This is a genomic window from Mesobacillus sp. LC4, assembly GCF_053543455.1.
The window spans coordinates 218,595-238,191 of the sequence record NZ_JBGCUB010000001.1; the positions used below are offsets into that span (position 1 = coordinate 218,595).

Sequence of the window (19,597 nt, forward strand, 5' to 3'; positions counted from 1 at the left end):
AATGAGTGAGCGCGAACTATTTATTACAGCGGTAAAAGCAGCAGACGATAAAAGAGCAGAAGATATTATGGTACTGAATATGAAAGGCATCTCATTGATTGCCGATTACTTTGTCATCTGCCACGGGAATTCAGATAAGCAGGTACAGGCTATTGCCCGTGAAATCAGAGAAAAAGCAGAAGAACAAGGACATAGCCTTAAGAGGATGGAAGGCTTTGATGAAGCGAGATGGGTGCTGATCGATATTGGTGATGTGGTTGTCCATGTCTTCCACAAAGAAGAGCGAAGCTACTATAACCTTGAGCGCCTATGGGGAGATGCTCCGATTGAAAACGTGCAGAGTGAGTTAAATTAATGTCTTACGAACGTTTCGCTTATTTGTATGATGAACTCATGCAGGATGTTCCCTATGATGAATGGGTTTCGATTGTAGAGGCATACAAAGAGAAATATCAAGTGAACGGAATGAAGCTCTTCGACCTCGCATGCGGAACCGGGGAGCTGTCTGTTAAATTTGCACAAAAGGGCTATGAAGTGACTGGCGCAGACTTATCAAGTGATATGCTTTCCGTTGCCCAGGCAAAGGCTCAAGCACAATCGCTGAACATACAATTTTTTCAACAGGACATGACCGAGCTTGATGATTTAGGTGAATTCGATATCATTGGCATCTTTTGTGACTCCCTGAACTATCTAGAAAATGAGCAGGCAGTCCGGCACACCTTCGAAGGTGTCCACCGTCTTTTGAAAAAAGGGGGCTTATTCCTGTTTGATGTTCATTCAGTCTATAAAATGGAGCATATTTTTGCAGATGCGACCTTTACCTGGGATGATGAGGAAATCACTTATATTTGGAATAGCTTCAGGGGCGAAGGTACCCAAAGCGTGGAACATGAGCTCACCTTCTTCGTCCTTGATGAATCGTCAGGGAAATATGACCGAGTCGATGAATTGCACTACCAGCGTACATATCCCGAGAATACTTATGTAAAATGGCTAGAACAAGCAGGCTTTGCAAATGTTGAAGTAACCGGGGACTACACCATGAAGTCTCCAGAACCAACAGCAGAGCGGTTGTTTTTTGCGATGATAAAAAAGTGAATTAGAAAGGCTCCCAGTTCTTTGGGAGCCTTTCTTGTGCTAAATTTGTCACATTTATAAAGAAGGATTTAAAAGACCGATAGAGAAATCTTTAAGGACGGAATTGTTCTTCCGTTTTTTCAAGTTCCTTAGCGAATTTCTTATGTGTGGCCTGGAATAATTTTTCAAACATATCTCCCGTTTCACTCTCGAGTACCGTGATTCCTTCTCCTGTTATGCCGCCTTTCACGCAAACCTTTTCCTGTAATGTTTGTAACGTATAATGGTTTTGCTTCAGAAGTTCTCCTAAGCCAATGAGCATCTCACTTGAAAGCTTGGTGGCAGTTTCCTGGTCAATTTCCGTTTCCTTGACAGCGCCATTTATAAAACTCTGGACAAGATGACTGAAGAAAGCCGGACCGCAGCTGACAATATCAGATGCCACTCTAGTGATCTTCTCCTCGATTTCCAAAGGTACGGATACCTTCTTGAAGAGAGTAAACAGTGCTTCCCTCCATTCTGTACTGCATCGGCTTCCAAACGAGAATAGGGAAACACCGGCAAGGGCCCTATTCGTGATGCTTGGTATTATTCTCATGACAGAACAATTCACTTTGCTTTCAATTTGCTCCACACTGATCGGACTCGTTATCGAAATCACGCATTTATCCCTTGTCAGCACAGGGTTAATGGACTCGAGGACTCCCAATACATGATGAGGCTTCACACAGACGAAAATGGCGTCAGCATTTTTAGCAACTTCTGTTGCATCCTTTCCAACTGATAAGTCTGGATATATTTTTTGAATCTCTAAAGCTTTTGATAATGTTCTGTTTGTGATCGTCATTGAAGAAGGGGAAACGGCATTCCCATCAATGAGAGCTTCGGCGAGAATTCTCCCCATATTCCCTGTGCCTATAATCCCTAATTTCATAACCCTTCCCTCCTCCATACATTTATTCTCCTATATCCATATGATTTCAAATTTTAGATTATGACATATAGAAAGGTGTTGACCCTTTGTGGACTGGATCAAGGAAAACAAAATCTATATTATTGCCGGATTGAGTGTACTCTTATTTTTTTTCTATTCCTCCTTCAGTAAAGAAACAGAATTGACTGAAGTGAATGAAGGAGGAACTGCGATGGTTGTTAACGAGGAAATGGGCACAGAAGAAATGGACAAAACGCAAGCCGAAGAAGAAACAATTACCATGATGGCCGATATTAAAGGAGCTGTCGTCAATCCGGGCGTTTACCAAATTGAAGAGGGAGGAAGAGTGATTGACTTAATTGAACTCGCGGGAGGGCTTGGACAGGATGCTGATACAGCCGCCATCAATTTTGCGATGCATGTACATGATGAAATGGTGATATACATACCGAGGATCGGTGAGGAGTTGAATGCTGTATTGCCAGCTCAATCGGGTGAGAGTGCAGGAAAAGGCAAATTGAACCTGAACTCTGCGCAATCCGAAGAGCTGCAGACATTGCCAGGTATAGGCCCTGCAAAAGCAGAAGCTATTATTGAGCACCGTGAAACCAATGGTCCATTCAAATCGATTGATGATTTAAAAGAAATTAGTGGGATCGGGGATAAAACGTTTGAAAAATTGAAGGATCACATTTCGGTAAAATAGCTGCATTGAAATTGACTCTTTTCTGATAAGTATTAAAATTAGAGAAAAGGAAAGAGAATTTTATTTGCTAAGCCTGTACATATTTAGAGTCTTCAAGAGGGGGAAAACAACATGGAAAGAAAGAGTTGGGATCAGTACTTCCTGGATATTGCAGAGGGAGTTGGCACACGCTCCACCTGTCCAAGACTGCATGTAGGATGTGTGATCGTAAAGGACAAGCATATTGTATCAACCGGTTACAATGGTTCCATACACGGACATGACCATTGTGAGGATGTCGGATGCCTGATCAACGAGCAAGGACGATGCATCAGGACCTTGCACGCAGAAGAGAATGCAGTCATTCATGCCGACAGAGGTCTTTTAAAAGGAGCAACAGCATTCGTAACCCACGAGCCTTGTGAAAAATGCTCCAAGACGCTCGCGCAGGCAGGGGTTGCAAGGATCGTGTACCGCAGTGCCTATCCTAACAAGTATAATGAGCTATTCTTAAGGGATGTAGAGGTTGTCCACCTATCTAAATAAATAGAATAAGGAATAAAAACATGAAGCCAATTACATTTGGACCAATCCAAGGGCAGCTGTTTTATTTTGCAGCTGTCTCCTTATTGGGGCTGATGACAATGACGGGCAATCAGTTCGTATACGGTTCATTATTCCTGCTTGTCATCATCCTGTTAAAAAAACTGAAGAATTTTCCTCATGGCAATCTGCTGTTAGTGGGAAGCTGCTATCTTTTATTTATAACAGCAGGATATATTGATTCTGTTCATTTTGAAACAGAATATACCGGCATGGAAAAAAGCTTCTTAATTCTTTTTGATGAAGAAATCCATGTGGAAGGTGATCTGCTTTTTGTCTATGCGAAAGCAATGCCATCCAATGAAAAGCTTGCTGTAAGATACAGAATCAAGTCATTATCAGAACAACAGTCAATTCAAGAACTCCTCATTCCTGGAATGTCTTGTCAGGCTTTCGGGAGCCTCAATAGTCCATCACCTGCCAGAAACCCCAACGCGTTTGATTACCAAAAATATCTTCAACATAATAAAATATCCTGGACCTTGGATGTCGATACACTATCTCTTGAAACCTGCTCTAAACAAACAAGTACTTTAACAGCTTTGAAAGCATTCAGGCAAAGAGAAATTGCCAGGATAAAAGATATGTTGCCGAAGGAGACTTCAGCTCTTGCTGCAGCGCTCATCTTTGGTGAAAGGAATCTATTCGACCCTGAAACAGAGCGCTCATTCCAGAAAATCGGAATCGTTCATTTGCTTGCCATTTCCGGCCTTCATGTCGGCTTGCTCACAGGGATGATGTATTTTATTTTTATCAGGGTGGGGGTGACAAAGGAGAAAACGGATATTTTACTAATGGCTTTCCTGCCGATTTACGCTATAATAACCGGGCTTGCTCCTCCGGTAGTCAGGGCGGCTGCGATGCTGATGATATTGATCGGCTCACGGCGTTTGTCGCTGAGAATGACGCCGCTTGACGCAGTATGTGCTGCCTTTATGATCATGATGCTCTTCCAGCCTTCAATAATATACGATACTGGATTTCAACTCTCTTTCGCAGTCAGCTTCTCCCTGGTCATTTCAGCACCAGTCATTCTGAAAGCCTTTCACTCATTCTTACAACAAACAGCTGCAGCTTCTTTTATAGCCCAACTCTCAAGCCTCCCGGTCATCCTTTCGACCTTTTACGAAGTTTCTGCCATCTCGGTTTTCGCCAATCTCCTGTTCGTGCCGCTATTCTCATTCGTTCTGTTACCGCTTTTATTGATTTCCTATATCATTTTGTCTTTTGCAGGAGCGTTGCCTGAATTCTATTTATATTTACTGGAGAACCTGATACACGGTGTTAATCTTCTAGCCATGCGACTGTCTGAACTTCCAATGTCAGCACTCATCATAGGAAAGTTGGAACCAATCTTCCTGATTGCGCTAATCATTCTGATTCCGGTATTTTTTTTCAAGTGGGAAGAATTTGTTTTTAAAAAATCAAAACCGCCTCTATGGCTTTTTGCTGTTCCATTAATGCCGATAGTAATGCAAATTGTATTGCCCTATTTAAATCCATACGGGCAGGTAGTCTTTCTGGATGTCGGTCAGGGTGACAGCATCTTCATTCAGATGCCGTATAATCAAGGGAATTTTCTAATAGATACAGGTGGTGTCGTTCCTTTTGTAAAAGAAAACTGGCAGAAGAGCGGAGACCCTTATGATCCAGGCAAAAAAATTCTCGTTCCCTTTTTGAAAAGTGAAGGGATCAGGACCGTGGACAAATTGATTTTGACACACGGTGATGCAGATCATATAGGTGGAGCGAGAGCTTTATTGGAGGAAATACAAGTACAGCAGCTGATCGTACCGCGTGTATCGGACCGTTCAGATTTAGAGCAAGATATAATGAACATAGCGAGGAAAAAAGGGACGGATGTTTATTATGCCGGCATGGGAACTGGATGGAATACATCCCAAGGAGGCTTCTTCATTCTGAACCCAAGTGAAGTCATTGGAGACAGAAACGAGCAGTCCATAGTTCTCAACGCATCGATTGGCGGGAAAGAATGGCTTTTTACAGGAGATTTAGGTATCGAAGGAGAAAAGTTATTGAGTCAGAAAATAAGTGAAATCGATATTGATGTTTTAAAGGTAGGCCACCATGGCAGTAAATATTCCAGTTCAGAGCTATTTCTGGAGGAAACAACTCCTGATTTTGCAGTCATTTCTGTCGGAGAGAAAAATCGGTATGGTCACCCGGGGAAAGAAGTCCTAACAAGGTTGGAGGGACACAGCACCCGGGTTTTCAGGACTGATGAAAATGGAGCAATCATTTATAAGTTCAAAGGAGATTCAGGAACCTTTTCAACACAACTTCCATAGTATATAGAAGAACGAACCGTTCTCTCCCCTGATAATCACAAAAACATGAAAAGAGACTGCATTTTAATAAAATGCAGTCTCCGTGACTTTATCCTATGTAGCCGTGATTAACCCGCGATTAACTGCACGACTGTCGCAATAATGAACATTGTTGCAAAGAATCCAAAAGAAACGATGAATCCAACACCTGAGTCAACAGCGTCATTACGATTGCTTTGGACATTTTCTTCGAATTGATTCACAGTCAATCCCCCCTATTAATTCTATAATAGTATAAGCGATTCAAATTAAAAAATCCAGTGTTTGTCTGCTTACTGTGCTATTGGAAATTCCAGAACTATTTTGGGCGCTTTCCTATATTGTGTGCCATGTACCAAGAGTTGTCACAAATACTTTTCCCGTCTGCGGCTAAAATAATCTTAACTTCGATGCACCGCTGCGATATAAGTATCCTAGGTCTTATACCGCAGCGTTCAATATAAATAGGGGAATTGGCCCGAATCGAGGGTCAATTCCCTTAGAATGCTTGTCAAAATGTCCAAGCTTCTTTACGATAGATATATGGCAAAACTGGATTGAACGGAGCGAAAACAGTGGTATTGGACATTTGGAAAAAAATCAGCAAAAAACAGGTGGACCCTGTTTATTTAATGTTTGGAACAGAAACCTTCCTGATAAATGAAACAAAACAGCTTCTCGTGGACAATGTATTGGATGAAGAAGAAAAAGATTTCAATTTCTCGGTTTACGACTTAGAAGAAACCCCGATCGAGGCAGCGCTGGAAGATGCCGAAACTTTCCCTTTCATGGGAGAAAAGCGCTTGGTCATCCTACAGAATCCAGTCTTTTTGACATCAGAAAAGTCAAAAGGAAAGGTTGAACATAATCTGGCGAAACTGGAAGAATATCTTTCCCAGCCAGCACCTTATTCAATTGTTGTTTTTACTGCTCCATATGAGAAACTGGACGAGAGAAAAAAAGTGACCAAGGAATTGAAGCGGAAGGCTACAGTGATCGAAGCAAAGAAGCTGAGTGAACAGGAAACAAAAGCCTGGGTTAAAGAACGCGCTGCTGCAAACGGCGCTGTAATTGATAACGATGCAATTGAGCTGCTATTGACACTCGCAGGGACGAACTTGTTCATGCTGACTTCTGAAATTGATAAATTGGCGCTTTATGCTGGTGTAAACGAGCCAATCAGCAGGGAGATTGTCGACCGCCTGACTTCAAGGTCATTGGAGCAGAACATATTTGCACTCGTTGACAAGGTTGTTCACCGAAATGTTGAATCAGCTTTAAGGATCTATTATGATCTGCTGAAACAAAATGAGGAACCGATCAAGATTCTTGCCGTGATTACAGGGCAATTCAGATTGATTTATCAGGTGAAGGAGCTGGCACGCAAGGGTTATGGCCAGCAGCAGATTGCCGGGTCTCTGAAAATCCATCCATTCAGGGTGAAATTGGCAGCCGGTCAGGCAGGCGCATTTTCAGATGAGGAACTGACTAGGATCATGAAGCTTCTTGCCGACGCGGATTATCAGATGAAAACCGGCGGCATGAAAAAAGAAATGCTGATTGAAATGATTTTATTCCAGATCAATGGCAGGAAATGATCAATTACATAGGAGACAAAATAAAAAAACGACCGTGACTGGTCGTTTTTTTATTTGCTGTATGAAAAAAATTAGCCGTTAGCATTCAATTTTTTCATAAGACGGGCTTTTTTGCGGGCAGCTGCATTTTTGTGGATAAGACCTTTAGCTGCTGCTTTATCAAGCTTGCTTGCTGCTTGAGCGTAAGAAGCTTTAGCTTCAGCGTCGTTGTTCACGATAGCTGATTCAGCTTTTTTAACTGCTGTACGCATAGTAGATTTAACAGTGATGTTGTGAGCTCTGCTCTCTTCACTTGTTTTTACTCGTTTAATTGCAGATTTAATGTTTGGCATTCCGTTCACCTCCTAAAAAGCATCGAGATTTTATGGAACTCGACATTTCCAGTACATTTCTTATTTATTAAGAACAAATGATATTTTATCAAACAGGGGTTAATAATGCAATACTCTGCTTTAATTTAAGTCTAGTGTATCGTGAATGTTTTTTTATGTAAAAGGAAAAGATAGGCAATAGTATGCTGTTTAGCAGCCAAACTGCGTTGGGAGGAATGCGATAATGAAGGAACCAGTAGACTTGAGCATGTATTCAATCAGGACTGACCTGGCTGTGGAAGCCAGGGAGATGGTGCTGGCAGACCAGGGAGCAACCGTTCACACCCAGGAAAATCTCTCCCATATTGAAGGAGTCATTATAAAAGAAAAAGAAGAAAATGATATAAAAATATCCCTGGTAGAGGTGACGGCTGAGGGTGAAAAGAACCTTGGCAAGAAGCAGGGGCAGTATTTGACAATTGAAGTGGTGGGCATACGCCAGCAGGACACCGAATTGCAAGGGAAAGTAGAAAAAGTTTTCGCAAACGAATTTGCCCATTTCATCAAACAGGCCGGAATCAAGGAGAATGCATCCTGCCTTGTTGTTGGCCTTGGGAACTGGAATGTGACCCCAGATGCTTTAGGCCCGATCGTTTGTGAGAATTTGCTGGTAACTAAGCATTTATTTGACCTCCAGCCAGAATATGTGGAGGATGGATATCGCTCTGTTAGCGCGCTTTCTCCCGGGGTGATGGGGTTAACGGGTATCGAGACCTCTGATATTATTTTTGGCGTCGTCGAGAAAACGAAGCCGGATTTTGTGATTGCAATCGATGCGCTCGCATCTCGATCGATTGAAAGGGTCAATTCAACAATCCAGATTTCAGATACAGGTATCCACCCTGGATCGGGCGTAGGCAATAAGAGGAAGGAAATAAGCAAGGAAACCCTTGGGATTCCTGTGATTGCCATAGGAGTCCCTACAGTTGTCGATGCTGTCTCAATCACGAGTGATACGATTGATTTCATTTTAAAACATTTTGGCAAGGAAATGCGAGAAGGCGACAAGCCCTCAAGGTCACTTGTGCCGGCAGGAATGAGTTTTGGGAAGAGGAGGAAGCTGACAGAAGAAGATTTGCCGGAAGCAGAACATCGTCAAACCTTCCTCGGAATGATAGGAACACTGGAAGATGAAGAAAAAAGGAAGCTGATTTACGAGGTTCTCTCTCCATTGGGACACAACCTGATGGTGACTCCTAAAGAGGTGGATGTGTTCATTGAAGATATGGCCAACTTGATCGCGAGCGGTCTCAATTCGGCGCTCCATTCAAAGGTCGACCAGGATAATTCAGGCATGTACACACATTAGGGGAATTTCATCCAGTTTTATTTCAAATTCGTTACGTTGGGATTCGGAGTTCTATCTTTTCTAGCAAAGTCATAACATTTACTAGACTTGCACTAGAGAGGTGGAACAATGAGACTTAATAAACGATCTGGAATAATTGTAGCTGTCCAAGGGACTCAAGTTGTAAAAGCAGCCTTAGCATTTGTGTTCTTTCTCATTGGGATTTTTTCAATTAGCGGAGCGATGACTTCACTGCGGCCTGAATATCGGATCACTTCAGATTCAGTTAACCAGGCCGCGAATAACCTGAATGGCCAGCTGCTGTTCAGCCTGATGGGCTGGGAAAATCATCAATTCCTTCAGGCGCTGCCAGAGGACTATAAGACACCGAAGCTGTCGAATGTTATGTTCAAGCTTTCTACTAATATCAATTTGGATGACCCTCGCAGCTTGCTAGGAAGGGAGCTTCCGGGATTCTCCCTTTTTGATGGAAAAATATTAGTTGCAGGTGAGGGGACGAATTATACGAATATGCCGATGGAATCGGCCCCGCCCGTGGATGTTTTGAAGGCAGAGCAGGAAGCCGCATTGCAGAATACTGAAGACCTCACATCAGGATCTCAGGGAAATACGACAGCACCGCCGCTATCCACCGGAGACCGTAAAGCCGTCTATATTTACTTTACACATACTAGAGAGTCGTACCTTCCATATTTAAAAGGAGTGACCGATCCGAACATGGCCTATCACTCACAGGTGAATGTCACGAAGATAGGCGATCATCTAAAGTCCAGCCTGGAACAGCGGGGAATCGGCACAACGGTAGATAAAACTGATGTTATGGCTACTCTCAGCAAGAAGGGGCTTGGGTTTGGAAAAGCCTATCAGGAATCGCGGCCGGTTGTGCAAGCTGCGATGGCCGGGGATCGGAACCTTCAATACTTCATCGATATCCATCGGGACGGATACCGCAAAGATAAAACGACGATCCAGATCAATGGCAAGCCATACGCAAAACTTGCATTTGTCATCGGCGGGGAAAATGCCAACTACGAAAAGAACCTTGCGCTCGCACGGGAACTGCACAATCTTCTTGATAAAAAATATGGCAAGGGCTTAAGCAGGGGAATCATCGAGAAAAAGGGTGCCTCAACGAATGGCAAATTCAATCAGGACTTGTCCGGAAATGCATTACTAATAGAGTTTGGCGGCGTTGACAACACCTTCGAAGAGCTGAACAGATCCGCCGAAGCACTTGCAGATGTCTTCAGCGAATTCTACTGGCAGGCGGAAAAAGTAGATGCCCCATCGCAGGAATCTGCAGACAAACAATAACGAATCGGTAAGGTGATCGAGATGAAAATGTTTATGCTAAAAAGCTTCATGCTTGCTTCTTTAATGTTCTTATCCGTGTTGTTCGGCATGCAACAGGCAAACGAAGGCATCCATAAAATGAAAGGCTACGAAGACCCTGAATTCAAAAGTGCGTTCAGCGTAAACGAAAAGGAAAACGGAAGCTTCGAAACCGCCATCTTAGGAAACGACATTTCCAGCCATGACCTCGAACGAAAACGGAAGAAACTAGAAGAAATGAAAGCATTCAATCTCTTCTCATCACTAGGAAAAAAGCTGGCAGACGGAATATCCACCGTCGTCGAGAAAACAGTGGAATTGATTACCGGGAAGTGAAGAGAACAGCGGGCTTTGGCCCGCTGTTTTTTCTTGTGCGGAGATCGTCTTTTACGGATGCCTATTAAGGAGGGATGTAGCTGGCAAACTCCACATGCTGGGAAAGGGGGTCAGCAATAGAGCGGCTTGGGACCTCAGAACTCCATTTACTGGTAAAAGGTGTCGTCAATAAGGCGTATTGGAACCCTGAAAATTCAGATACTGGTATATGATGTCACCAATAGAGCGTATTGAGACCTCGAAACACCAGATACTGGAAAGCGGTGTCGCCAATAAGGCGTATTGAGACCCCTTAAAAACCAGATATTGGTATATGATGTCACCAATAGGGCGTATTGAGACCTCGAAACACCAGATACTGGAAAGCGGTGTCGCCAATAAGGCGTATTGGACCCCTGAAAAACCAGATATTGGTATATGATGTCACCAATAGGGCGTATTGAGACCTCGAAACACCAGATACTGGAAAGTGGTGTCACCAATAAGGCTTCTGGGACCCCTGAAACACCAGATACTGGTATATGATGTCACCAATAGGGCGTATTGAGACCTCGAAACACCAGATACTGGAAAGTGATGTCGCCAATAAGGCGTATTGGAACCCTGAAAAACCAGATACTGGTAAATGTTGTCGCCAATAAACCTATTTGCCCCCAAAACAAAAAAATAGGTCACCAACGAATAATTGGTGACCGAAAATTCATTCATAATATGACCATTGGCCATAACCTGAAATTATTAAGTTCTCCTTTAGTGTCTGTCTGATGGTTCTCTTTGGAAATAAATCGCCAGTCCATTCATAGATTGTGTTGGTTGATAACTTTTCAGATGGATACAGAACCTGATACTCCTCAATACTTCGCACCAACGCGCTTTTTGTATTCACAGGCTTTCCGCATTTTGGACATGTTAGGATCAGTGAGTGATATTCTGCTATTCCCGTCCCACATGCCTGGCAAAATACACCCTTTCGAAGCTGTGAATATTCATAATGCGGCACCTTGCTAAAAGGGGATTTCGTAATATGTGAGGCTAATATCTTTTCGGACAATCCTACATGCTGGTGGTTCAAAGCAGACATCTGCTTATTCATTTTTTGGATAAAACGGTTGAGATTTGTTGGAAGAATGATACGGCTGTTAAGAGGGGCCTGGTACAATGTGAAATCGGGATTGACGAAAACGAGATAGGGCTCGATGGGGATTTTAATTCCGAAACTATTAAAGAATTGTCTCAGGAGTGAAACGTTTCTGTCTAGTTGAAGCAGTGGATTTTTAACTTCGTTCCCGTTGATTGTCTTGAACTTATTATCTTCAAAATAATACTCTCCTTCGAAATTCTTCACTTCGAAAAGGTAGGAGAGTCTCTGGGAGATCATCAGTGAGTCAATTTGATAATGTGAATGATTCTGTTCAAGCAGCAAATCATTAAGGATCAGTGATTGAATAACTATTTGTCTCAGGTACCCATCAAAAATCACCTCGCCTTCAAACCCTTTTTGAAGATTCAAATAATACTACTTCTCTTTCTCTGGTAAATCCATCCGTGTGTTCAAGGCCTTGAGAACTTTTAATTCATCAGACTCATAGCGTTCTTTTATAAACATAATCCATCTCCCTTCTTACAATACATTCTACCTAATAAGTTCCCAATTTTCTGTGAACATTCTGTGGACTCACAGGCCAGCCCAATTCAGGCCCCCCTCCGCTGCCCTTCCTCTTAAATTTATTGAATCTTGATATTCCTGCTGATATAATCAACAATAGTGTACATGCGCGAGTATAGTAGGAGTGAACGCAATGAGCAGAGAAGATAGACTGAATAGACAAAGTAAAATACGAAATTTTTCGATTATCGCCCATATTGACCATGGTAAGTCCACTTTGGCTGACCGGATCCTGGAAAAGACGAATGCATTGACTGCGCGTGAAATGAAGGATCAGCTTTTGGATTCCATGGATCTTGAGCGCGAGCGTGGAATCACGATAAAATTGAATTCCGTCCAGTTGAAGTATAAGGCGAAGGACGGGGAAATCTACACGTTCCATTTGATTGATACCCCAGGACACGTCGACTTCACATATGAAGTATCCCGAAGCCTGGCAGCCTGTGAGGGAGCCGTCCTCGTTGTTGACGCTGCGCAGGGAATTGAAGCACAAACTTTAGCGAACGTTTACCTAGCTATCGACAATGACCTGGAAATCGTGCCGGTCATCAATAAAATCGATTTACCAAGTGCGGATCCTGAGCGTGTCAGGAATGAAATTGAAGAAGTGATCGGTCTGGATGCTTCTGAGGCTGTTCTTGCCTCCGCAAAAGCAGGTATCGGAATTGAAGAAATCCTCGAACAAATCGTCGAGAAGGTGCCTGCACCGCAGGGAGACCCTGAAGCTCCTTTAAAAGCATTGATCTTCGACTCCTTATATGACGCCTACCGCGGAGTAGTTGCATATATCCGTGTCGTTGATGGCACGGTAAAAGTAGGCGACAAAGTCAAGATGATGGCGACAGGCAAAGAGTTCGAAGTAACGGAAGTTGGCGTATTCACGCCAAAAGCGACTCCATCAGCAGAATTGACTGTCGGGGATGTAGGCTTCCTAACTGCGGCAATTAAGAATGTAGGCGATACCCGTGTTGGTGATACGATCACCAATGCGAAAAATGGAGCTTCTGAGCCACTGCCTGGTTACCGCCGCTTGAATCCAATGGTATATTGCGGTCTGTACCCGATTGACTCAGCCAAATTCAATGACCTGAGGGAAGCTCTTGAAAAACTTGAGCTTAACGATTCAGCTCTACAATTCGAACCGGAAACTTCCCAGGCATTAGGCTTCGGTTTCCGCTGTGGATTCCTCGGACTCCTTCACATGGAAATCATCCAGGAGCGTATCGAGCGTGAATTTAAGATCGATTTAATCACGACTGCGCCAAGTGTTATCTATGATGTCATCATGACTGATGGAACTGAATTGAAGGTAGACAACCCGTCTAACATGCCAGATCCTCAGAAGATCGACCGTGTTGAAGAGCCTTATGTAAAAGCAACAATGATGGCGCCGAATGACTATGTTGGTGCGATCATGGAGCTTTGCCAGGAAAAGCGCGGCATCTTCATCGATATGCAATACATGGATGAAACACGTGTCAGCATCGTATACGAAATCCCGCTGTCAGAAATCGTTTATGACTTCTTCGACCAGCTAAAATCAAGCACGAAAGGCTATGCTTCTTTCGATTACGAATTAATTGGCTATAAGCCTTCCAAGCTCGTGAAGATGGACATCTTGCTTAACGCTGAAAAAGTGGACGCATTGAGCTTCATCGTTCACAGAGACTTTGCATATGAACGCGGCAAGGTAATCGTGGATAAGCTGAGAGACCTCATTCCGCGTCAGCAATTCGAGGTGCCGATCCAGGCGGCTATCGGCCAAAAGATCGTTGCCCGCTCGACAATCAAAGCAATGCGCAAAAACGTATTGGCTAAATGTTATGGTGGGGACATCTCACGTAAGCGTAAGCTTCTTGAGAAACAAAAAGAAGGTAAGAAGCGCATGAAGCAGGTTGGTTCTGTTGAAGTGCCGCAGGAAGCCTTCATGGCAGTCCTCAAGATGGACGATAACAATACGAAGAAATAAAATAGCAGGGGAGGCTGGATGTGCTTGTTAAACCAAGCGATTCTAGCCTCTTTTTTCAATAATCAAGGCAAAGTTGCCTCATAGGAAGTGAATCATTGATGAAATCAGCTTATATCCATATACCGTTCTGCCATCATATTTGCCATTATTGCGACTTTAATAAAGTCTTTATGAAAGGCCAGCCTGTCGATGATTACCTCGATGCCCTCGCTAAAGAAATGAAACTGACTGTCCAAAGTGACCGGGATATGCTCGATACAATATTCGTTGGCGGCGGAACACCGACCGCGCTGGATGAAAGGCAATTAGGAAAGTTGGTTCAGTCGATCCAGAATCAGTTGAACTTCAATAATGAAACAGAGTATACATTCGAGGCGAATCCAGGCGATCTGTCAAAAGAAAAGCTGGCCATCCTGAAGGATGCAGGAGTCAACCGCCTGAGTTTTGGAGTACAAACTTTTAATGATGAGCTTTTGAAAAAAATCGGCCGCAGCCACCGGGCAAAAGATGTGTTCGAATCGATTGAAAATGCGAAAGCAGCAGGTTTCGAAAATATCAGCATCGATTTGATCTATAGCCTTCCTGGCCAGACAAAGGATGATTTCATCGAGTCGATTCAAACGGCTTTTTCCCTAGGACTAGTCCATTACTCTGGTTACTCATTGATTATTGAACCAAAGACGGTGTTTTACAATTTAATGCAAAAAGGCAAATTGGCAATCCCTGGCGAAGATGCCGAAGCGGAAATGTATGAAACACTCATGGATCAAATGGAAAAACACGGTCTAAATCAATATGAAATCAGCAATTTCGCGGTCCCTGGCTTCGAAAGCAGACATAATCTCACCTACTGGAACAACGAGGAGTACTACGGTTTTGGTGCTGGAGCCCATAGTTATGTAAGTGGGATGAGACAGTCGAACTACGGGCCGCTCAAAAAGTATATGGAACCTATCTCCAGAGGTGAACTGCCGATCATGGATGCCCATAAGACAACGCTTGAAGAGCAGATGGAAGAAGAAATGTTCCTCGGTCTCAGAAAGACAAAAGGTGTCAGTGTTCGACGATTCGAAGAAAAATTCGGCCGGAACCCCATCCAAATATTCTCTGAACAACTTGATGATTGGACAAAGAAAGGTCTGCTGAAAACCGATAACGACACCATCTCCCTAACAAGACAGGGGCGTCTTCTCGGCAATGAAGTTTTTCAATCATTCATCGGGGTATCAAATCATTGACATCCTCAGCGTTTATTGATAAATTATTTTTAGAATTAGCACTCGTTCTTATAGAGTGCTAACAGAGGTGATGATGTTGTTAACAGATCGTCAGGTGCTCATTTTGCAGGTGATTGTTGATGACTTTATTCGTTCAGCTCAACCGATAGGTTCAAGGAGCTTGTCGAAAAAGGAAGAAATTAATTTCAGTTCGGCAACAATCCGAAATGAAATGGCGGATTTGGAGGACATGGGATTCATTGAAAAAACCCATACTTCATCTGGAAGGATTCCATCCGAGAAGGGATATCGTTTTTATGTGGATAACCTTCTGCTGCCACAGAAAGTGAATCGCTCCGATATGGCGGCGATCAAATCCATTTTTGCTGAGCGTATATACGAACTGGAGAAAATCGTCCAGAAATCAGCGAGAATTTTATCAGAAATGACGAATTATACGTCGATTGTTCTTGGACCGGCTGTAAAGGACAACAGGCTTAAGAAATTGCAGATTGTCCCCTTGAATAAGGACACGGCTATCGCCATCATCGTAACCGATACAGGGCATGTAGAAAATAGGATGTTCCATTTCCCGACCAGCATTGATCCATCAGATGTTGAAAAAATGGTCAATATCCTGAATGACCGACTGGCAGGCGTTCCGCTTACCAATCTGAATTCGAAGATCTACAAGGAAATCGCTATGCTGCTCCGCCAGCATATCAGCAGTTATGACACGCTCCTCAATACCATCATGGATACACTGAACATGCCGGCAAGTGAAAAGGTGTTCTTTGGCGGTAAGACGAATATTCTCAGCCAGCCAGAGTTCAACGATGTCGATAAAATCCGCAACCTGATGAATATGATTGAACATGAAGATGGTTTATACCATCTGATCAGACAAAATTCAGCCGGAATCAATATCAAGATTGGCACGGAGAATGATAACTCTGCAATGGAAAATTGCAGCCTGATCACGGCCACGTATTCAATGGGAGAGGAAAAGCTTGGATCCATCGCGGTTTTAGGACCAACACGAATGGAGTATTCAAGAGTCATCAGTTTGCTTCAATTGATCAGTACAGATTTGTCCAAGGTGCTTACGCAGCTGTATCAAAATAAATAAGCATGGAAATATTGATTAAGGGTGGAGCAGCCTGTTCCATCCTGAATTCTCATGTGTTTTCTACTGAAGCATGTTTGCTTCGTTGAAATATAAATCAATCCGGGCACTGCCTGGAACAATGAGGCATCAAATGCCGCGACACTTTTAGGGAGGTGAGTTAACTTGACAGAAGAGAGAAACACTGAGCAAGAATTGAACAGCCAGACGGAAGAAGAAACGGTTGAAGAGGTTTTTGCCGAAAACGAAGCTTCTGAACAAACGGAAGAAATTCCAGCTCATGAAGATCAGCAAGACCCAATGGAGCAGAAAGTGGCTGAATTGGAAGGCAAGCTTGAGGAAGCTGACAACCGTTACCTGCGCCTTCAGGCTGATTTTGACAACTTCCGCCGCCGTTCAAGGATTGAACTTGAAGCGAGCGCTAAATATAGAGCCCAAAACATTATTACTGATCTGCTTCCGGCCATCGATAACTTCGAACGTGCACTGAAGATGGATGTGGATAATGAACAGGCGAAATCCCTTAAACAGGGAGTGGAAATGGTTTACCGCAGCTTGCTTGACGCCCTTAAGAATGAAGGCGTTGAAGTCATTGAAGCTGTAGGCAAAGAATTTGACCCGCATCTTCATCAGGCAGTGATGCAGGCTGAAGATGAAAATTACGGTCCTAACATTGTGGTTGAAGAATTCCAAAAAGGCTATATGCTAAAGGACCGCATCATTCGTCCAGCAATGGTAAAAGTGAACCAATAAAGAGCCTACATAAAAGATCCAGGAGGTAATTGAAAATGAGTAAAATCATCGGTATTGACTTAGGAACAACTAACTCTTGTGTAGCCGTATTAGAAGGCGGCGAACCAAAAGTAATCCCTAATCCAGAAGGTAACAGAACGACTCCTTCTGTCATCGCATTCAAAAACGGCGAACGCCAGGTGGGTGAAGTAGCAAAACGCCAGGCAATCACTAACCCAAATACAATCATCTCCATCAAGCGCCACATGGGAACAGACCATAAAGTGGAAGCTGAAGGCAAAGAATACTCACCACAGGAATTATCAGCTGTCATTCTTCAATACTTGAAGTCTTATGCTGAAGACTATCTTGGTGAGCCTGTAACGAAGGCTGTCATCACAGTACCAGCCTACTTCAATGATGCAGAGCGTCAGGCAACAAAGGATGCAGGAAGAATCGCAGGTCTTGAAGTTGAGCGTATCATCAACGAGCCAACAGCTGCAGCACTTGCTTACGGCCTTGATAAAATGGATGAAGACCAGACAATCCTTGTTTATGACCTTGGCGGCGGTACTTTCGACGTTTCCATCCTTGAATTAGGCGATGGCGTATTCGAAGTAAAATCTACTGCAGGTGACAACCGTCTTGGCGGAGACGATTTCGACCAGGTCATCATTGACTATTTGGTAGAACAATTCAAAAAAGAAAACGGCATCGACCTTTCTAAAGACAAAATGGCTCTTCAGCGTCTTAAAGATGCAGCAGAGAAGGCGAAGAAGGATCTTTCTGGTGTAACTTCTACACAGATTTCCCTTCCGTTCATCACTGCAGGCGAAGCTGGACCGCTTCACCTTGAATTAAACATGTCTCGCGCTAAATTCGAAGAGCTTTCTGCAGATTTGGTAGAGCGTACTATGGGACCAACTCGCCAGGCACTTAAAGATGCTGGCTTGAGCCCATCTGAACTGGATAAAGTTATCCTTGTCGGTGGATCAACACGTATCCCGGCTGTTCAGGAAGCAATCAAGAAGGAAACAGGAAAAGATCCTCACAGAGGTGTGAATCCTGATGAAGTTGTAGCCATGGGTGCTGCAATCCAGGGCGGCGTTATTTCTGGAGACGTGAAAGACGTAGTTCTTCTTGATGTTACTCCGCTTTCACTTGGAATCGAGACAATGGGTGGCGTGTTCACTAAGCTGATCGACCGTAACACAACAATCCCAACTTCAAAATCACAGGTATTCTCTACAGCTGCTGACAACCAGACGGCTGTTGACATCCACGTGCTGCAAGGTGAGCGTTCAATGGCTTCTGCCAACAAGACACTTGGCCGCTTCCAGTTGACGGATATCCCGCCGGCACCACGCGGAGTACCTCAGGTCGAAGTTACATTCGATATCGACAAAAACGGTATTGTAAACGTTCGTGCGAAAGACCTTGGAACAAACAAGGAACAACAAATCACTATCAAGTCTTCTACTGGCTTGTCTGATGATGAAATCGACCGTATGGTAAGAGAAGCGGAAGAGAACGCTGAAGCTGACAAGAAGCTGAAAGAAGAAGTAGAACTTCGCAATGAAGCCGATCAGCTAGTCTTCACTACAGAAAAGACTTTGAAGGACCTTGAAGGCAAGGTAGATGAAGAAGAAGTCAAGAAAGCGAACGAAGCAAAAGATGAGCTGAAGGCTGCAATCGAAAAAGGCGAAATCGAAGAAATCCGCACTAAGAAGGACGCGCTTCAAGAAATCGTTACAAACCTAAGCGTCAAGCTTTACGAAGAAGCAGCCAAGCAACAACAGGCACAGCAAGGCGCAGAAGGCCAAGAAGGAACAAAGAAAGACGACAATGTCGTAGACGCAGAATTCGAAGAAGTCAACGACGATAAATAAATTATAGATACTCAGAGGCTCTGTTATTTACAGTCTTACTTTTTAAACGTCTGTTGATTGTAGTGGAAGGCGCGAAGACTCCTCGAAAATGCTACCGCATTTCCTTCGTGCGTGGGCAAGTTCGATGATGCCCAATCAATGTCCTGCGGGATGAGAAAGTCATGGGGAGACCCCGCAGGCGCTTAAAGCGCCGAGGAGGCTCCCCGACTGCCCGCGGAAAGCGAAGCGCCTGGAACGAAAATCAACAGCCCTGTATAAAGAACCATCCCAAAAGTCAAAGTCAGGTCATACTTGGCTTTGGCTTTTTTAATGTCTACAGTACTGCTATAAAATCTTAGAAGTTGTTTAGGTAAAAACCTGTTGATTGATTCGCCTGGAACGGAAATCAACAGTCTAATATTTCAAAACTAATGAAATAAAAAA

At 43.6% G+C, this 19,597-nt stretch carries 18 protein-coding genes; 14 read left to right on the top strand and 4 right to left on the bottom strand.

Annotation, left to right across the window (positions count from 1 at the left end; genetic code table 11):
• The first annotated feature begins 1 nt into the window (after position 1).
• Positions 2 to 355 (top strand): ribosome silencing factor, encoded by a 354-nt coding sequence (rsfS, locus tag AB5I83_RS01055; RefSeq protein ID WP_448972203.1) that lies wholly within the window; start codon positions 2 to 4, stop codon positions 353 to 355.
• Positions 355 to 1,101 (top strand): class I SAM-dependent DNA methyltransferase, encoded by a 747-nt coding sequence (locus AB5I83_RS01060; protein WP_448972205.1) that lies wholly within the window; start codon positions 355 to 357, stop codon positions 1,099 to 1,101. The genes rsfS and AB5I83_RS01060 overlap by 1 nt, the downstream gene beginning before the upstream one ends.
• Before the next feature lie 91 nt (positions 1,102 to 1,192).
• Here the strand turns inward: AB5I83_RS01060 and comER are convergent, their stop codons facing one another.
• Positions 1,193 to 2,014: a late competence protein ComER gene (gene comER, locus AB5I83_RS01065; RefSeq protein WP_448972207.1), complete on the bottom strand. Its 822-nt coding sequence runs from the start codon at positions 2,012 to 2,014 to the stop codon at positions 1,193 to 1,195.
• An 88-nt stretch (positions 2,015 to 2,102) separates the two neighbouring features.
• Here comER and AB5I83_RS01070 point away from each other — a divergent pair, with 88 nt between their 5' ends.
• The 3 genes from AB5I83_RS01070 (at position 2,103) to AB5I83_RS01080 (ending at position 5,611) form a co-directional block, all read left to right on the top strand.
• The gene (locus AB5I83_RS01070; RefSeq protein ID WP_448972209.1) at positions 2,103 to 2,720 is read left to right on the top strand and encodes a helix-hairpin-helix domain-containing protein; all 618 of its coding nucleotides are present in this window, start codon (positions 2,103 to 2,105) and stop codon (positions 2,718 to 2,720) included.
• Between the two features lie 111 nt (positions 2,721 to 2,831).
• Positions 2,832 to 3,245 carry a deoxycytidylate deaminase gene (locus tag AB5I83_RS01075; protein ID WP_448972211.1) on the top strand — a complete coding sequence of 138 codons (414 nt, stop codon included), beginning with the start codon at positions 2,832 to 2,834 and terminating at the stop codon, positions 3,243 to 3,245.
• Between the two features lie 20 nt (positions 3,246 to 3,265).
• Positions 3,266 to 5,611: a DNA internalization-related competence protein ComEC/Rec2 gene (locus tag AB5I83_RS01080; protein ID WP_448972213.1), complete on the top strand. Its 2,346-nt coding sequence runs from the start codon at positions 3,266 to 3,268 to the stop codon at positions 5,609 to 5,611.
• A gap of 107 nt (positions 5,612 to 5,718) precedes the next feature.
• Here the strand turns inward: AB5I83_RS01080 and AB5I83_RS01085 are convergent, their stop codons facing one another.
• Positions 5,719 to 5,853 (bottom strand): YqzM family protein, encoded by a 135-nt coding sequence (locus tag AB5I83_RS01085; protein WP_167831621.1) that lies wholly within the window; start codon positions 5,851 to 5,853, stop codon positions 5,719 to 5,721.
• A gap of 351 nt (positions 5,854 to 6,204) precedes the next feature.
• On the opposite strand from AB5I83_RS01085, the gene holA reads away from it, so the two are divergent.
• On the top strand, positions 6,205 to 7,227 hold the full coding sequence (gene holA, locus AB5I83_RS01090; RefSeq protein ID WP_448972215.1) for a DNA polymerase III subunit delta: 1,023 nt from the start codon (positions 6,205 to 6,207) through the stop codon (positions 7,225 to 7,227).
• 71 nt (positions 7,228 to 7,298) lie between these two features.
• Here the strand turns inward: holA and rpsT are convergent, their stop codons facing one another.
• A complete protein-coding gene (rpsT, locus tag AB5I83_RS01095) occupies positions 7,299 to 7,559 on the bottom strand; it encodes a 30S ribosomal protein S20 (RefSeq protein WP_167831619.1) in 261 nt (86 codons plus the stop codon).
• Between the two features lie 223 nt (positions 7,560 to 7,782).
• On the opposite strand from rpsT, the gene gpr reads away from it, so the two are divergent.
• From gpr to AB5I83_RS01110, 3 genes are all read left to right on the top strand, one after another.
• Positions 7,783 to 8,907 (top strand): GPR endopeptidase, encoded by a 1,125-nt coding sequence (gpr, locus tag AB5I83_RS01100; RefSeq protein WP_448972217.1) that lies wholly within the window; start codon positions 7,783 to 7,785, stop codon positions 8,905 to 8,907.
• A gap of 108 nt (positions 8,908 to 9,015) precedes the next feature.
• Positions 9,016 to 10,221: a stage II sporulation protein P gene (spoIIP, locus tag AB5I83_RS01105; protein ID WP_448972219.1), complete on the top strand. Its 1,206-nt coding sequence runs from the start codon at positions 9,016 to 9,018 to the stop codon at positions 10,219 to 10,221.
• Between the two features lie 21 nt (positions 10,222 to 10,242).
• Complete coding sequence (locus tag AB5I83_RS01110; RefSeq protein WP_448972221.1) at positions 10,243 to 10,575, top strand: YqxA family protein; 333 nt, start codon at positions 10,243 to 10,245, stop codon at positions 10,573 to 10,575.
• Positions 10,576 to 11,275: 700 nt separating this feature from the next.
• Here the strand turns inward: AB5I83_RS01110 and AB5I83_RS01115 are convergent.
• Complete coding sequence (locus AB5I83_RS01115; protein ID WP_448972222.1) at positions 11,276 to 12,085, bottom strand: NERD domain-containing protein; 810 nt, start codon at positions 12,083 to 12,085, stop codon at positions 11,276 to 11,278.
• 289 nt (positions 12,086 to 12,374) lie between these two features.
• Between AB5I83_RS01115 and lepA the strand changes: the two genes are divergently transcribed.
• From lepA to dnaK, 5 genes are all read left to right on the top strand, one after another.
• Complete coding sequence (gene lepA, locus AB5I83_RS01120; RefSeq protein WP_448972224.1) at positions 12,375 to 14,210, top strand: translation elongation factor 4; 1,836 nt, start codon at positions 12,375 to 12,377, stop codon at positions 14,208 to 14,210.
• A gap of 95 nt (positions 14,211 to 14,305) precedes the next feature.
• Entirely contained in the window at positions 14,306 to 15,448 is a 1,143-nt protein-coding gene (hemW, locus tag AB5I83_RS01125) for a radical SAM family heme chaperone HemW (RefSeq protein ID WP_448972226.1), read from the top strand.
• A 76-nt stretch (positions 15,449 to 15,524) separates the two neighbouring features.
• On the top strand, positions 15,525 to 16,556 hold the full coding sequence (gene hrcA / locus AB5I83_RS01130; RefSeq protein WP_226087924.1) for a heat-inducible transcriptional repressor HrcA: 1,032 nt from the start codon (positions 15,525 to 15,527) through the stop codon (positions 16,554 to 16,556).
• Between the two features lie 162 nt (positions 16,557 to 16,718).
• A complete protein-coding gene (grpE, locus tag AB5I83_RS01135; RefSeq protein ID WP_448972228.1) occupies positions 16,719 to 17,306 on the top strand; it encodes a nucleotide exchange factor GrpE in 588 nt (195 codons plus the stop codon).
• Positions 17,307 to 17,341: 35 nt separating this feature from the next.
• Positions 17,342 to 19,174, top strand: a complete 1,833-nt coding sequence (gene dnaK, locus AB5I83_RS01140) for a molecular chaperone DnaK (protein ID WP_448972230.1) — start codon at positions 17,342 to 17,344, stop codon at positions 19,172 to 19,174.
• Positions 19,175 to 19,597: the final 423 nt, after the last annotated feature.